The 16202-nt window shown below is 59.6% G+C and carries 8 protein-coding genes; 5 read left to right on the top strand and 3 right to left on the bottom strand.

The window, feature by feature from the left end:
- Positions 1–366 (top strand): NfeD family protein (locus tag ABX749_RS03660; RefSeq protein ID WP_372894810.1); only part of this gene is annotated, 366 nt, incomplete at its 5' end.
- A 233-nt stretch (positions 367–599) separates the two neighbouring features.
- On the opposite strand, the gene ABX749_RS03655 is transcribed toward ABX749_RS03660, so the two are convergent.
- A complete protein-coding gene (locus ABX749_RS03655) occupies positions 600–2039 on the bottom strand; it encodes an SAM-dependent methyltransferase (protein WP_372894809.1) in 1440 nt (479 codons plus the stop codon).
- Positions 2040–2240: 201 nt separating this feature from the next.
- On the opposite strand from ABX749_RS03655, the gene ABX749_RS03650 reads away from it, so the two are divergent.
- Positions 2241–8171, top strand: coding sequence for an ATP-binding protein (locus ABX749_RS03650; protein WP_372894808.1), 5931 nt, complete (start codon positions 2241–2243; stop codon positions 8169–8171).
- Positions 8172–8187: 16 nt separating this feature from the next.
- Here ABX749_RS03650 and ABX749_RS03645 read toward each other — a convergent pair whose 3' ends face one another.
- Positions 8188–9471, bottom strand: coding sequence for an OmpP1/FadL family transporter (locus tag ABX749_RS03645; RefSeq protein WP_372894807.1), 1284 nt, complete (start codon positions 9469–9471; stop codon positions 8188–8190).
- A gap of 230 nt (positions 9472–9701) precedes the next feature.
- Here ABX749_RS03645 and ABX749_RS03640 point away from each other — a divergent pair, with 230 nt between their 5' ends.
- Positions 9702–10199 carry a PleD family two-component system response regulator gene (locus ABX749_RS03640; RefSeq protein ID WP_372894806.1) on the top strand — a complete coding sequence of 166 codons (498 nt, stop codon included), beginning with the start codon at positions 9702–9704 and terminating at the stop codon, positions 10197–10199.
- A gap of 117 nt (positions 10200–10316) precedes the next feature.
- Here ABX749_RS03640 and ABX749_RS03635 read toward each other — a convergent pair whose 3' ends face one another.
- Positions 10317–12845 carry a DUF3656 domain-containing protein gene (locus ABX749_RS03635; protein WP_372894805.1) on the bottom strand — a complete coding sequence of 843 codons (2529 nt, stop codon included), beginning with the start codon at positions 12843–12845 and terminating at the stop codon, positions 10317–10319.
- Positions 12846–13078: 233 nt separating this feature from the next.
- Here ABX749_RS03635 and ABX749_RS03630 point away from each other — a divergent pair, with 233 nt between their 5' ends.
- Both ABX749_RS03630 and ABX749_RS03625 read left to right on the top strand, forming a co-directional pair.
- A complete protein-coding gene (locus tag ABX749_RS03630; protein WP_372894804.1) occupies positions 13079–13492 on the top strand; it encodes a hypothetical protein in 414 nt (137 codons plus the stop codon).
- A 113-nt stretch (positions 13493–13605) separates the two neighbouring features.
- A complete protein-coding gene (locus ABX749_RS03625; protein ID WP_372894803.1) occupies positions 13606–15330 on the top strand; it encodes a hypothetical protein in 1725 nt (574 codons plus the stop codon).
- The last annotated feature ends 872 nt before the right edge of the window (positions 15331–16202 follow it).

The following is a 16202-nucleotide window of genomic DNA, read 5'->3' as shown; positions in this document are numbered from 1 at the left end:
TGGGACCTGGCCACGGTCTTGGGCGCGTTCGTCGGGTTCATGATCGCCATGCTGATCCTGGCCAATTACATCGGGGACATCCCCGGGCTGGGACGGCTGACGCTGAAACCCCAGATGGCCATGGTCGGAGCCGACGCGGGGCCGGGTGAACCCGCCGACGCCGATGCCGCCGCCTTGCTGCCCGGCTGGCAACGCGTTTCGGTGGGCGATGTCGGAACCGCCACCAGCCCGCTGCGGCCGGGCGGAAAAATGATGGTCGACGATTACAGCGTCGATGTCGTCACCGAAGGCGATTTCGTGGACAACGGCACGAGCGTGAAAGTGATCGCCAAACAAGGCACACGGATCGTCGTCCGACCCGTTTAAGGCAACGCTTAGATTGAGGGAGCCGCGAAAAAGGGTCAGGTCCCCGAATGGCATGGGCTGAAGCCTCAAGGGATTCAGCAATCGTTGGTGTTTAGCCTTTAGGCGATTCCCGGTCGCTGCGACGCAGCGACCGTAGGCGGCTAAAGCCTGCACACCAACACTCACGCCCATGCCATCCGTGGGCCAAGTAATCGCTTCATCGTTCCCCACCGAACACGCGTTGAAGCGTCGCGTCAGTTCAGATCCAGCACATCCTGACGGGCCGTCAAGAAACGGTACTCGCCGAGCGTCGGATCCTCGCTGCCGAGATAGTCCTGTGCCGTGTCGTTGCTGCAACCGACAAGACCGCAGCTGCGCAGAAACGCTTCAGGGTCCGCCGGGCCGTACACGAAACGCTCTCCGATCAATTCCATTCGATCGACGAACTCGTGAATATTCGGGTCACAGGTTCCTTCATTGATGACCGCCGGTGTGACGCAATCCATCCACAGCACGCTGTCGGGGTGTCGCATGCGTCGCCGGATCGACTGCAACAGACGCCGGTTCTGCTGCTCGTCGAAGTACATCGAACAGCCTTCGTAAACAAACAACGTCAACGCGGTCTCGGAGAACGCAAAGTGGCGTTGCAACAACTCGCCCACATCGTCCTGCAGGAAGTCCGCAGCGATCTGGTGTCGCTCTGGCGCCGCGGCGGCCCCGCCGAGTTGCGACTCCAACCGCTCGATGACATGTTGTCGCTCGGCCAACATGACGGGCAGATCCAGTTCAAACACCGTCACGCCGGAAAGCTCCGCCGCGCGGCGCAGCGGCCGCATATCCAACCCCGCGCCGAGCATCACGAGCTGTTCGATACCCGCGATCGATCGCAACACTTCGTCACAATGCCGGGTGCGAGCCCCGACCATCGCGCCCAGTTGCGGCAACACCTTTTGCAATCGTTTCGCTTGCAACAAGCCGTGCGTTCCCGCAGCGACCTTGTCATGCGGGGCGTCGATTCGAAGCTGCCGCCCTTGGGAATCCGAAATCGTCTTCGCCCCCGCCGGACTGTCCATCGCCCGCAACCCCGCGATGATCCGCGCCGATGTCTTCAAGTTCAACTTGGTCATCGTCGATCGCTCGCCGCCGCTGCGATGTTCCAGCAATCGCTGGGTCGCTTGGGCGAAGTAACGCATCACCGCGGTGGCGACACGCTCGCCGTCTTCGGACCAGAACTCGACGTTGATGGTCGCCAACACGACGCGACCGGAGAAGTAACGCGACTTGATCCGCCGCGCGGTTTTCGGATCGACACGGCTGACGGCGCGCAGATGGCTGGTGCTCGGATTTTCGTACTTGACGTCCATCCCGACCAACCACAACGACGCCGATTCGTCCGGACGCCCGCGGTGAATGCCGGTCAACGGTGTGCCGGTCAACAGCGTCGTCAACGCCATGCCACCGGTATAATCCGCCGAGAGTGAAATCAAGGCGGCCTGGTGTGTGCCGTGTTGATTGGTGGTCTCGATCGCCAGCGGCAGCACCGATTCGCAAAACCCGGGTCCGACCCGGGTGATCTGCCAACCCGTCCAAGCCAGCACCGGCACCGCGCGGTGCAGCAGAGTGTTCATCAGTTCGGGATTGATACGGTCCGCATAGTCTTTTTCCCAACTGACCTCTTTATCAGTTTCGATCACAGCCATTGTTGCCCCCATGTGGTGTGTGAACTCGAGAATCGAGCACCCACTATGGAGGTTTCAAAAGTACGTTCAATGCGGCGACCACTTTTAATGCGACCCGAGAGGGCAAACCCTCACCAAAGATGCCGCTTCGGCAAGGCAGGGCAGACCTACTGTTGGATAGATCATTCTGTCCAGATGCCGTGTTGAGCGATCCACATGCAGTCCGCCGAGTCCACTACGTACCGCTACCGAACTCTACGGGAGTTGCCGGATGTGGCCGGAGTGCACTGCTGGCTTGTACAGGACCTGCAGGGCGAAGGCCGCTTGGTGATCCGCGATTTGCCGACCGCGATGTTCAAGGAAGGACTGCGAATCCGGTTCCAAAACGAAGCCCGGCTGCTGAGCGAAATTGAGTGCGACAGCTACAACTCGATGGTCTCCTATGACATCGACGACGATCGCATTCGATTGGTCTATCGCTACCGAGATGGCATCAGCTTATCTCGCCTGGTCGCGGAATCGGCGATGTCACCCAAATCGACGTTGCGGTTGGCGTGTGACCTGTTGCAGGCGCTGATCCTGATCCACCAACAGGGTTGTGTGCATCGCGATTGGCGACCGTCGCATGTGATTCTGGCTCCAACCGGCGAAGCAATCCTCTCCGGCTACGGGCCGGTGTGGCGTGCGAACTTGGCTGCCGGCGACAGTCCCATCGGGATCGAAACGGTCCGTTACGCCTCGCCCGAACTGGCGGGAATCATTCGCCATGATATCGGCCCGGCGTCGGACCTGTACTCGCTGGGTTTGATCCTCTATTGGGCGCTCGCCGGCGAACCGATGTGCGACGCGACCACCGTCGGCGACATCCTGCTGCAACACTCGACGTCCGACCTGGACACCGACCGCTTCCCCAGCGACACGCCGCCGCAACTGGTCTCGATGATCGAGCGGTTGACACAGAAAGAGCCGCGTGAGCGCTACCAATCGGCGGCCGCCGCGTTTGCCGATGCGTCGGCAATATTGAAGATGATCCAAGACGGTGCTTCGGCCACGCCGGTGGTGATCGGTCGATCGGACGCCCGTTCCGATCTGGTCGACCCCGCATTCGTCGGCCGTGAATCACAACTGCAAACCTTAAAAGAAAACCTGACCGAAGTCGCCGCGGGAAGTTGGCGTCAAGCCTTGATATCCTGCGTTTCGGGGATGGGCAAGAGCCGGCTGAACCAGGAAATCACACGCCTGGCCACGCGTCACGGCTTTCTCGTCTTCCAAGGCGAATCGATCCACCAAGCGGCCGCCGAACCCAACGCGCCGTGGATGCAAGTCGTCAGTCAAGTGGCGCATCACTGTGTCTCCCATCCGGACATCCGACAGCGTCTCGAAAAAACGATGTCGGACTACCGCGAAGAAGTGATCACGGCGATGCCTTCGTTGGCGGGCGTGTTCGGATGGACCGGCAGTAAGCTCTCCGGTCCGGACGAACTCGGCCAAGGCCGTGTCGTGGCAGCCTTCGCCGCTCTGCTGACCCAACTCGGATCGGGCGACTGCCCCGTGATGATCTCGCTGGACGATTGCCAGTGGATGGACGATCAATCCATTCGGATTCTGCAACGCGTCGCACGCTCCGCCGCTCCCTTCCAATTGCTGTTGCTTTCGGCACGTGCCGACGAAGGCCAAACGGCTCGTGTCCGCGAAGCCGCACAGCTGGACCACGTGCTGAACTTGGGACCGCTGGATGCCGATAGCGTTCGTCGGTTGAGCGAATCGATGGCCGGCAGGCTTCCCGACGAAGCCATCAAAGTGATTCAGGAATTCGCCGAAGGCAGTCCGTTCATGACCGCCGCGATCCTGCGTGGCATGGTCGAATCCTCAGTGTTGGTCTCCGGCAAAGAAGGTTGGGTGCTGGACCGAGAGCGTTTGGAAAATTTCCAAACCACCGCCGAAGCCGGCGAAGTCCTGGCGGGGCGACTGGACAACCTGCCGGCCAAGGCGAGGCATTTTCTCGATGCCGCCGCCGTGATCGGCAGCGAGTTCACACTCGACGCCGTCGTCGAACTCTCTCAAATCGATCTGTCGGAAAGCTTCGAACTGCTGGCGGATATCCGTCGCCATCGGATGCTCTGGAGCAAACCCGACGGCAGCTACGCCTTTGCCCACGACAAGATTCGCGAAGCCGTACTCGCGCACTTGAAGCCCGATGTCAAACAACGCATGCACGGGCAGATCGGGCAGTACTACGCCAAGACCCAACCGCACCGCATCTATGACCTGGCCTACCACTTCGACGCTGCGGGCCTGCACCGCGAAGCACTTCCGCATGCCTTAGACGCCGCCTCGAAAGCACGCCAAGAATTCTCCCTCGGCAGCGCGCGGCGACAACTCGAAATCGCCGCCCGCGCGTTCCACGTCACCGATTCGGCAACACGCCATCAAGTCGAATCGATGATGAGCGAAGTGCTGATGTTGCAGGGAGAATACGACCAAGCCCAGCAATGGTTGGTCGCAGCCTCCAAGACCGCCACCACGGACATCGACGACGCGGTCGTCGCCACGCGGCAGGGCGAACTGGCGTTCAAACGCGGTGACAAAGTCCAAGCGGTGGAATTCTTCGAATCTGCGTTGACCCGCTTGGGGCAACCCGTCTGCCGCAACCGCTTTCAATTGTTCACCAACCTGCTGCGAGAAATCGCCGTCCAAGCCGTGCACACCGCGGCACCCTGGCTGGTCCGCTCGCGGACGCGTTCACCCGACGCCACCGAACAGCTCCGCTTGCGGCTCTACAGCAACATCGCCCGCGGCTACTGGTACACGCGAGACAAGTACTACACGCTGTGGGCGCATCTGCGTGGCATGAACCGCGGCGAAGGTTATCGCCCCTCCGCCGGCCTGGCCCACGCCTACAGCGAACACGCCCCCGCGATGACCTTGTTAGGTTGGTACCGACGCGGCATCGATTATGCCAAGCGTTCCCTGCAGATCCGCAAAGAGCTGCACGACGTCTGGGGACAAGGGCAATCGCGCAACTTCATGAGCATCCTGCATTACTCGTTCAGCAACTACGAGCAGTGTATCCACGAAGCCAGCCAGGCCGTTGCGATCCTGGAACGCACCGGCGACTACTGGGAAGTCCACATCGCCCGCTACCAATACGCCGCCTCGCTTTATCGGCAAGGCAACTTGCGCGAAGCGCTCGATCAGACCCGCATCAATTACCGCTCGGCGGTTCGCCGCAGCGATTTCCAAGGCACCGGCAACATCGTCGAAGTCTGGGCCCGCGCGGCACTGGGAAACATCCCGCTAGATGTGCTGCAAATCGAACTCAAACGCAATGTCGACGACGCCCAGCGAATTTGTGAAGTCAAACTCGCCTACGGAGTGTATCACTACTACCAACACGGTTACGCCGAAGCCGTCAAAGCGTTCACCGAAGCGGTCCAGATCGCCGAAGACGCCTCGGTCGTCAACGCCTACGTCAGCCCCTGTTACGCATGGCGTGCCACCGCGCTGCGGCGACTGCTGGAAACCGAACCCGCCAAGACCAACGCGATCCGGCGGAAGCAACTCCGTGAACTCCATTCGGCCTGTAAGCAAGCCGTCCGGCTGGCCAAACGCTATACCAACGAACTGCCCCACGCGTTACGCGAACTCGCCGCCGTCTCGGCACTCAAAGGGCGAACCCGCCGAGCCCTCCGCCAGTTTCGCGCGTCCATGCGGGTCGCCAATCAACAAGGCGCCCGGTTGGAACAAATCCAAACGACGCTGCTGCACGCACAATTGGCGAAAGAAACCGGCTGGACGGTCGACGAAGCCCTGGTGCGTGAAGCGACCGAAGCGCTGCAACAACTGAAGACCTCCGTCGGCGCGGTCGAAGACGGCGGATCGCTGTCCTTGGTCGATCGATTCGATTCTCTCCTGGAAGCCGGACGTCGCATCGCCGTCGGTACCGAAATCGATGTCATCCGCCAAGAGGTCATCGCGGCGGCATCGAAACTGCTCCGCGGCGATCGGGTCCTGTTGATCCAGCCGGCAACCGGAAACGGCGAGGCGACCACCATTCCGCCCAACACGGTTTTTGATCCCGAAATCGTCAAACAGACCGAGGAAAAAGGAGCCGCGATCATCTGTGAATACGAACGGAGCGATCTGTGCGATGTCCGTTCCCGACATAATGACACACATCACAACTACGGAACCTTTCTGTGTTGCCCGGTCTTGGTGCATGGAAAAATCCACTCGTACCTGTACATCGCCAACTCCTACATGATGGGAATGTTCGGCGACGACGAACTGCGGATCGCCAACTACCTGTCCTCGGCCGCGGGAGCCGCGTTCGAAAAAGCGGACGGCTTCACACAACTCCAAGAACTCAACCAAACCCTCGAACGCAAGGTCGCCCAACGCACCGAAACGCTGCAATTGCGTAACGAAGAAATCGAACGCACCGCCGACCGACTGCGCGCCACGCAGGTGAACCTCCGCGAGGCGAAAGAACTTGCCGAGCACGCCAACCGTGCCAAAAGCGAATTCCTGGCACGGATGAGCCACGAGATTCGCACCCCGATCACCGCCGTCCTCGGATACACCGAACTGATGCTCCGCGGAATCGTCACCGATCCCGATGAACAACGACAACACCTGGAAACCATCCACGGCAACGGAAGCCACTTGCTGCATCTGCTCAACGACATTCTCGATCTGTCGAAAATCGAAGCCGATAAGATCGAAGTCGAACAGATCCACTGCGTGCCGGCAAAAGTCATCGGCGAGGTCATCAAGTCGCTGCAAGGCAAGGCGGCACAAAAGAACATCACGCTCGGCATCGATTCCGAATCGCAGATCCCCGAAACGATCACCAGTGATCCGACTCGGCTGCGTCAGATCGTCACCAACCTGATCGGCAATGCGATCAAATTTACCGACCGTGGCGGCGTGACCGTCCGGCTCTCCACCCGCTCGGATGAAACCACCGGGCTGCCCAATCAGATCGCGGTCGCGATTCGTGATAGCGGCATCGGAATGGACGCCGATCAACTCGAACGAATCTTTGACCCGTTCGCCCAAGCCGACACCTCCACCACACGCAAGTATGGCGGCACCGGTCTGGGGCTGTCGATCAGCAAACGACTGGCCGAATCACTCGGCGGCGGGCTGGAAGTGGAAAGCATCCCCGGCGTTGGCAGCACCTTCACCGTTCACATCGCCGCCGACACCCGGCCCGGCGACCGGCTGCTGAGCGATTCGGAAGTGATCGAACTGGCAACCGGTCGTCACGAAGCCCAGTGGCAGCGCGTCGATTTGACCGGCGCCCGTGTGCTGGTGGTCGATGATGCCGAAACCAATCGCGACCTGATCCACCGATTGCTGACCAGTGCCGGCGCCAGCGTTCAATCCGTCGCCGACGGCCAACAAGCCGTCGATTTCTTTCTCGACTCCAACGGCAACCCCAAATCCCACTCGATCGATCTGGTATTGATGGACATGCAAATGCCCGTCCTGGACGGTTACTCCGCGACGCAACAACTGTGCAGCGCCGGACTGAAAACCCCGATCGTAGCCATGACGGCCAACTCGATGGTGGGCGACGACAGCAAATGTCGCCAAGTCGGCTGCCGAGACTACCTTTCCAAACCCATCGACTTGGACGCGCTGCTGGAAATGGTCCGCTCCTGGTGCGCCGATTCCATCGCCACACACTCCCAGCACTCCGACCGACAACCATCCCGTCCCTCGGTTCCCTCCTCATCACACCCACAGCCGCCAACAAACAAAACCATGCTGCACGAGTCGATCGTCGACGAACCAATCACGCCCCAACTGCCATCGGACTGGTTGAGACAATTCGCCGTCGACCTGGTCGCCAAGGTTCACTTCCAAATGCCGGCCATCAAAAACGCCTATGACTGCGCAGACTACAACGAAGTGGCGAGAAAACTCCATTGGATCAAAGGATCCGGCGGGACCGTCGGATTGAATACGTTGACGGAGTTGGCCAGATCGTGTGAACAAGCGGCCAAAGCGGCCGACACTGATGCCTTGACCGAGCGGTTGAACGCCATCGAATCGTATGTCAACCTGCTCGTCGACGAGTGCGGTGAGGAACTGCCTAACCCGCAGGCTGCCGAAAACGCCGAGCCTCACCGAGATTGAGAGACCACCGGCGGGATTACCGCATCCGCGCCCGCTGAAAGCTCAGTGAAAACTGGTGGGCGTTGACCGAGTGCCAGCCGTTATCAAAGTCGCCCCCCATGAAGTCACTGGTGTCGACCGATTGGGTCGGCCCGAACGACCACTGATACGCCGCATCGACGGCAATCCCGCGCCACGTGCATCCATAGCCAAAGGACAACGCATGCTCCAGAATCGTCTGGATGTAGGGCGTGACCGTGGCGTCGGGAATCGGGTTGCGATGGTAGGCGTATCCGACGCGAATCACACGGTCGTCCCTGAGTTGTTGTTCGATCCCGAATCGTAACGACACCGTGTCACGCCAGTTGAGCGGAAACGATTCCAACAACGTCGGCGCGACAAACTGGTAAACCGGATTGAGCGGATCTTTCAACGACAAATCAAAGTGATCGTAAGCGCTCGACCAGTCGTACCAAATCGCATCCGCGGAAAACGTCCGCCGCCGGTCGGTTCGATGTGACAAGCCGACACCTAACGAACGCGGCCATTTGACATCCAACATCGAATCGTATCGGGACGCGCCCAGTCCGGGAATCTCGACCACCGTTGTTCCGTCAAGTTCCATCGTGGTCTCGTGTTGATAGTTGACCCCGACGGTGGTTCGATCATTCAAATCGTATTGCATCCCGATCGACCAACTCAGCCCCGCACCGGTCCCCTGCAGGTCCATCCGCGTCGGAGTTCCGGCGAACGCATTGGGGCCCTGCAGCGTGTACGGCCCTTCCAACTCGATGTGATTGATCGCCGCCCCCAGCGTGGTTCCGATCGAAAGCCGCTCGGTCAACTTGAGCGAAAGCGTGGGCAACAAACGCGCCAGTGCGCCGATGGACTTGTAGTGCTGCGGACCGGAGAAGGGTGCCGGACCATTCATCATGTACTCGGCGGCAAATCCGGCGTGCGAAAACGCGCCGAAACCGATCGTGATTGTCTCATCCAATTTCTTGGCGATCGCAAACTCGCCGATCGGAAACGGATTGTCGATGTCACCGACACGTGAATTATCCGCGTCGTCGTATTCCAAATCGGTCAACAGCAGGTGGCCGCCGAATTCCAGCAAACAATCCGCTTCGTTTCGAACCAGCCCCGCGGGGTTGTCCAGCATCACGTGCGCGTTGTCGCTCATGGCAATGTTGGTTCCGCCGCGGCCGATGCTGCGGGCACCGACCCCGTCGCGGATCGTGCCGTCGGCCAGGGCGACCGAACACATGACCAACCCGGCAAGCGCCGCTGCTATGCCTGCCGTCCATCTTGATCGATCCATCGTCCTGCGTCCCACGGTTTGCAGCTCAGAAGCTTACCCTTGTCCATATTAGGGGTTTTTCGGGTCAGCGCTTGACCGGACGTGAACAAAGGTCGCGACGGAGGGAACTCCCTCACACGCGGCGGGGCGGAAACGCGTCGCTTTGACCTAGTTTTACCTGAAGAGTCGTGGCACCGATCACGACAACACGCGCTGATGGCTCAGTGGTTTCCGATTACCGGTGCAATTCAATGTTCGACGGCCGACAACAAATCGTCAATAGCAAGATCCTGGTCATCGACGATGAACAGATCATCATCGATGTGATCACCGCCCACCTGAACGTCGCCGGGTTTTGGAACGTGGTCGGAATCAGTGATTCGATCGATGCCGTTCAGCGCATGAAACAAGAAAACCCCGACATGGTGCTGTTGGACATCTCCATGCCGGACGTCAGTGGAAACTATCTGATCCAGATCGCCCGCGCCGATCCGAACCTGAAAACGGTTCCATTGATCGTCGTCACGGCCAGTGACTCCGAAGAAACGCATCGTCGCGCGCTCGAACTGGGTGCCGACGAAGTGCTGACCAAACCGTTGCAACCCGGCACCCTGGTCCAACGCGTCGAGCACGCCCTCAGCCAAAAACTGGCGCTCGATGTCTCCACCCTGCATCAACGCCAGGCGCGGTGCAAACCGGTCAACGAGAAATACAACGAGCTGCGCGGTCTCGGTGGCCGCATCCCCTGATCATTCTCAGACCTCCAGCCAGTCGTCTCCGGCGACCAGCCGATCAACCACGATTGCCCACAAAACGATCACGGCGAGCGCCGAAACGCCCCGACGAACGTTGGCAAATGGCGTGGCTTATAAAACCGCCAACGGGTTCCGCTTCGACTCCAGCGTTCCGCGTGTCACACCCATCCGGTTGGTCGCGCCGAGCGTCTTCCAGACCTGCTCCGCCGTCAAACGACCACTCAACAGATCGCGGTACAACGACACCGTCTTGATCACTCCCGCCGGCGATTCTTCCAGCATCTCTAATCGGAACCAACCGATCCCGCGCTCCAGCAACCGACCGGCCGTTTCCGCGCCGCTTTGTGGAGTCGCATTGTAGAGCGTGTTGCGACAGGCGACGTCGGCCTGCAACGTGTGCTCGGCCCCCACCCGATCGCGCAACTGCACGACGTGGTCATCGCAGGGCCGACCGCAATTGGTCTTGTTCGTCCCCGGCGACAGCACCGAACAGAACACGCAATGCTCCATGTGGAACATCGGTATGTGTTGATGCAACACCACCTCCATCCAAGCCGGCGGCACCGAATCGACCAGATCGGCCAGTTGATCGCAATTCAAATCATACGACGCCGTCACCCGGCGTGCCCCCAGCGAGCGAATCCATTCGGCCGATCGATGATTGGCAACGTTCAACGAAAAATCGGCGATGGTCTCAATCGAGGATTCGCGAAAGTACTCCAGCGCCGCGAGGTTTCGCGCCAGAATGAAATCCGGCCGGTGACGCGGCAACACCCGCAACAATCCCATCTCCGCCGGCTTTTGGATTCGCACCGTCGCAATGCCAAACGGAATCGATTCCGCCGCAACGATCTCCGACACCTTGGCGTATTGCCGGACGTCATGAAAGTCGACGTAGATCAGATCGACCGCTGCTTCGGTCGCCGCCTTTACCTGATCGAGCGAACGACACAAAACAGCGATCCGGGGTTGTTCCACGGGCGGATCGCCGGATGGGATCGGATCCAACATCGCTTCGCCGGCCGCCACGCGAATCGATCGTGGCGGAGGCTGTTCGATCCGCCGGCCGAGTCGCTCCATCACCCGCCGGCGCAGCTCATTGATCAAGCTGGCCGGAACCATCGGCTCCCCGCTGATCACCGCATCAAGCTTCCGCATCCGAAATGCCGTCGCCCCCAAACGCGACAGTTTTTCCGCCAACATCGATTCGGTCGCGGGGTGCTTGTTCGCCCGTTCAAGCGTCCCATCGGAACAAACCGTTTCGGTCAACCGGGCGGCATCGGACAACGTCGCTGTCACCCGCAACGGCTCACCAGTCACCGCGACGATGTTGAAATCGATGTCACGACGCGTCACCGGATCGGCGACGTTGAACGACGCACGCAATCGCCGATTCAGTTTTGGATCATCGTTCTTGAACACCGAGCCATTCTCGGCAATCTTGGACCAATCGATCTCGCCGCGACCGAATCCGATCCAAGCCGTCTGGCCGGAGCGCATCGTTTTTTGTTTCTCACCGCGGTTGCTGTGCAACGAATACACCCGCCCACCCTGCATCGCCTGGTCGCTGCCATCGGTTTCGGTGGACTCGATGCCCAATCCGTCACCGAGTGAAACGTCGGCTGCCAAACGCGTTTGGATCCGGTCACCGTCGATCTGCAGCACCCGTCCGAGCAGGATGCCGCGTTTGGCACTGTGGCGGCCGGGAACCAATCGTTTGTGATCATTGCCTTCCAACCAGCCCGGTGTGAAACCGCGCGAAAACGAAAGCTCCATCTCTTGCTTGGCCTTGTCGCTGACCGTGACCCGCCCCTCCGCGACGGCTTGATCGATCGCCCGGCGATAGTGCTTGGTCAGATTGGCGACGTACTCCGGAGTCTTCAATCGCCCTTCGATTTTCAGCGAGGCGATGCCGGCTTGCATCAGCGCCACGATCGAATTGTAGCCGGCCAGATCTTGGGGGCTGAGCAGGTAACGTACGTCGTCCAGGTCCACGTCCTTGCCATCACAAATCACTTCGTACGGCAATCGACACGCCTGGGCGCACTGTCCGCGATTGGCGCTTCGGCCGCCCAGCGATTCACTGGTCAAACACTGGCCGGAATACGCGACACAAAGTGCACCATGGATAAACACCTCCAACGGCATCTCCGTCGCGGCGGCGATCTTGCCGATCTCCGCGACCGACAATTCCCGCGCCAACACCACCCGTTCGAGTCCCAACTGTGACGCTACCGCGATCGTCTCGGCGCTGGTCAGACTCATCTGCGTACTGGCGTGAATCTCCAGCTCGCCGCAGATCTCGCGGACCAGTCGGGCGACGCCGAAATCCTGCACCAGCACCGCATCAACGCCGCTCTCGGCGATCCGCTCGATCACCGGAACCAGCCGCGGCAATTCCGACGGAAACACCAGCGTGTTCATCGTCGTGTAACCCCGCACGCCGCGGCTGCGAAGCAGGTTCATCAATTCGGGCAGATCATCCAGATGAAAATTCTTCGCGCGGTGGCGGGCGTTGAATCCGCAATCGAGACCGAAATAGATCGCGTCGGCCCCGTTTTCGATCGCCGCCCGCGCGCAATCCCAGTCCCCCGCCGGGGCGAGCAATTCGGGTGCGACAGTTTCTGCATGTGAGTTCATGGCCGAAAGTATGGCGCAGGCCGCGACGGATTCGTAGGGGCATTTTCTGCGGTCCCTCCAGAGAATGCGTCCTGTGAGGGAACATCAATGCGGTCGGTCAAGCCTCGATTTGCCAGCCCCCCGCCGGCCGCGCTGCGGTTCGACCGGGCCGCCCGATGCACAAACTGCGCGACAATCCATACGATAAGATTGCCTCCGATCCAACGCCCCCCATCGACGAGAGCTGATTCGACGTGAGCGATACTGTGAACTATCCCGCCTCCTGGTTGATCTGGTTCCTGCGGCTCGTGGGGATCGTTTCACAGTTGGCGTTTGTTGCCGCCGTGATGCCAGAATCGTGGATCATCGCGATCACCGACGCACTGAAACTGGAACGATTTCCAGAGACGCCGCTGGCTTTTTATCTGGCTCGGCATCTGTCACTGCTGTACGGATTCATCGGCATCGCGTTGATCGTGGTTTCCTACCGGCTTGCTCGTTTCCGCGATTTTGTCGGCACGCTCTCGGTCGGCATCATCGTCTTCGGCCTCTTGCAGGGTCTGATCGATTTCCAGTCCGGAATGCCGATCTGGTGGACCGCCGCCGAATCGATCAGCACGATTGTCGGCGGCGGAATGATGCTCTGGTTGCACCGCCGCTGTGACTGATTTTTAGCGTTCCGCAATCAATCACGACCTATCGTTTGAAGGTTTCCCGGAAACGCCCCGTTGCGATCCGGGTGGGCACCCACCTTCCGATACGCGTGATTGATGCGAAGAAGATGCTTAGATCCCTGTTGATTCCACTCGGCATCCTGTCGGCTATTGTCCTGGCAGTCCCCGATCTGGTCGTGATGGGTTATTTCTTCCTGGTGATCCCCGGGCTGATTCTGACAATCATTCCGACTGTATTTGTCTATCTGCTTGCCACCTTTCTGATTCGTCCCATCGTGCCGTTGTCGTCGCGGGTTGGGGCAAACGTGATTGCATTCGGATTGGCGCTTGTCCTGGGTTTCGTTGTCATGTTGCCATGGCGAATGATCGAGATCCGTCGCTTTGAACAAGCCGCACTTTCCGATATCGCCGCGTCACCGACATTACGATTGACCGGAAACGTCCTGGTCGATTTTCCTCCAAACCGCTATTGCTCGACCCCGACCATGACCTGTGATCATCGCTGCACGGCGTTGCTCGATACGCCTGGTGTGGAAAGTGTCACCAAGGTCAGCGGCTACGACGCGGCAACCTTTCAACGCGGTCCCCATGCACCCGGTACGCTGGCGCAGCCCGATCAGCCGCAAAAGATCATGGATGCCTTCGACAGAATCGACGGACCTCATGCGATGCGTCGCATTGTGGGACGCAGACATCTGGATCGGACTTTGCAGGCGGACTGGGCATTGCGGATCGCTCAAGGCGACACGCTTCGAGAGCACACACCGCTCGGCCGCAAACACATCGACTGGCGCGTGATCTACCAAGAGGATCACAGACCGGGTGAACCAAGCGTTCAACGACTGGAAATTCGAGACCCTACCGACGCGGTGAAGGCTCGAAGGTCATTGGTGCAGCACCGCGTTCCTGCGCCCTTGTTTTACTTCGGATTTCATGGTGCCATGAACAACGCTCGGTTTACCGTCGGTGGTACCACCTATTCCAATCAGCCCCGTCACTTCGACTTCGATCCCGATGTCGAACTGCTGCGATTGACTCAGATTCCGCGCCCGCATCCGGCCCCGGACTCGGTCGAACGGATGGAACAGAAACTGGCTGAAACGCTGGACGATCCGAACGCGACCGACGCGCAACTGCTGCTGGCGCCGATGTGGTTGAAACTGTTCCAGTACGAGGCGGGACAAGACCAGATCGACACCATCGCAAAGATCTTGCTGGATGATCGAATCGCTGATCCGCACGAACCGCTGCGGACGACGCTGCGGAGCAACACGGATTTGACCGCGTTGCGAGCCGGTCTGGCCAAGCGTTGCTTGGCGGCAGATGAACCGCAAGCTCGATCATGGTATGTCTCCGCATTGGTTGGCTTGCCCGAGGCAACCTTTGCCCAACCGAGCGCCGACGAACGAGCGATTTGGGACCGCGCAACGTCTGTCCCGGAAGCGGCACCTTTTTTGGAACGATTGGCGGATCAGGGCGCAGTCGTTGTGCCCGAACTGTTGGGGATTCTGGACCAGGTCGTCGAGAAGCCGTGGCACGAACGTTTTCGGGTCGTCCATGGAATTCGAGAAGCATTCATGCGTCTGGGGCCGAATGCGGCGATGGCAAGTCCGCACATCCGATCGCTGTTGGCCGAACGCCCTTCACCACTGACCCAATCCGCAGAGGATCGCCTCCAATGGCTCGTGGCCCTCGCCAGGATGGGTGTGCCTGTCGAAGAACTGCCCTACGACAGTTGGGTCACGGGACCATCGGACTTGCAGCGACACTCCAAGCGGATTCACCGTCAACTCAAACGCTACGAAGCCGAACATCGCACCGAACCGGGCTGACAAACAAAGGGGTCAGGCCTCTTTGTTGAGCGATTTACATCAAAGAGGCCTGACCCCTTTGTTAACCATAAGCCCTGCCCAGCTTTCGGCCTCGACATCGCATGCGGCAACGCAATCAGTGCATCGGACTTGGACGCGGAATCCTTTTAGCAATTGCGCAGCATCGAACGGGTTGCGCTGCAGTATTCGGAGTGAAGTGAGACCTTCATCACAGATGAAATCGCAATTTTCCATAACTCATGTAAATTTATGTCCGCACCTCGGACAAATCCGGGACGTCTTCGCCAACTCTCGGCTGCACGATGGGCACGAGTGCACGTTCCTTTCCAAGATTTCTTTTTCTGCGAGCCTATTCTTGTTGTTGCTCCAGATCACGGCATAGGCGATTGCAAATGGCCAACCAACGGTAAGCAAGACAACGCCGGTAAGAAACCACATCACGGCGGAGCCGACCATTCCCCACACCGTCTTATTTTTCGACGGCTTGGAGGACGTTGTCCGCGTCTCTGCCTCAACAGGTTGCGGCGAAGCTTGATACGGGTTTTGCATGGTGTCGAAGACTATCGATAGGACAAACGGCCCAGATCAGCGCGGACGCACAATCGGCCACCAAGTCTACCAAAAACGCGCCAGACAGATCGGACTTACCATGATCCGGAAGAGAACACAGCAAGCAGCCGGAGGTCAGCGCGGCGCGACCTCCGGACAACGCTCAACTCTTCCCCTCGACCCCGGACGGCAACGCTGTGAAGTATTTATTCCCTGCGTTTGACGAGGTGTTAGCGGCAGGGCGCAAGCCCTCCGGTCCCTCATCGTTCCCGAAACACCGGAGGGCTCGCGCCCTACCGCTAAAAATTGCTTCACAGCGTGGC

The organism is Stieleria sp. (genome assembly GCF_041595215.1).
Lineage (GTDB): Bacteria > Planctomycetota > Planctomycetia > Pirellulales > Pirellulaceae > Stieleria > Stieleria magnilauensis.
Note: the sequence above shows the minus strand (reverse complement) of the source record. Positions and strands in the feature narration are given on the sequence as shown.

Bases quoted from the DNA above. Each gene is read 5' to 3' on its own strand.
- ABX749_RS03650 (WP_372894808.1), top strand. From the start codon at position 2,241: ATGCAGTCCGCCGAGTCCACTACGTACCGCTACCGAACTCTACGGGAG.
- ABX749_RS03645 (WP_372894807.1), bottom strand. From the start codon at position 9,471: ATGGATCGATCAAGATGGACGGCAGGCATAGCAGCGGCGCTTGCCGGG.
- ABX749_RS03640 (WP_372894806.1), top strand. From the start codon at position 9,702: ATGTTCGACGGCCGACAACAAATCGTCAATAGCAAGATCCTGGTCATC.
- ABX749_RS03635 (WP_372894805.1), bottom strand. From the start codon at position 12,845: ATGAACTCACATGCAGAAACTGTCGCACCCGAATTGCTCGCCCCGGCG.
- ABX749_RS03625 (WP_372894803.1), top strand. From the start codon at position 13,606: ATGCTTAGATCCCTGTTGATTCCACTCGGCATCCTGTCGGCTATTGTC.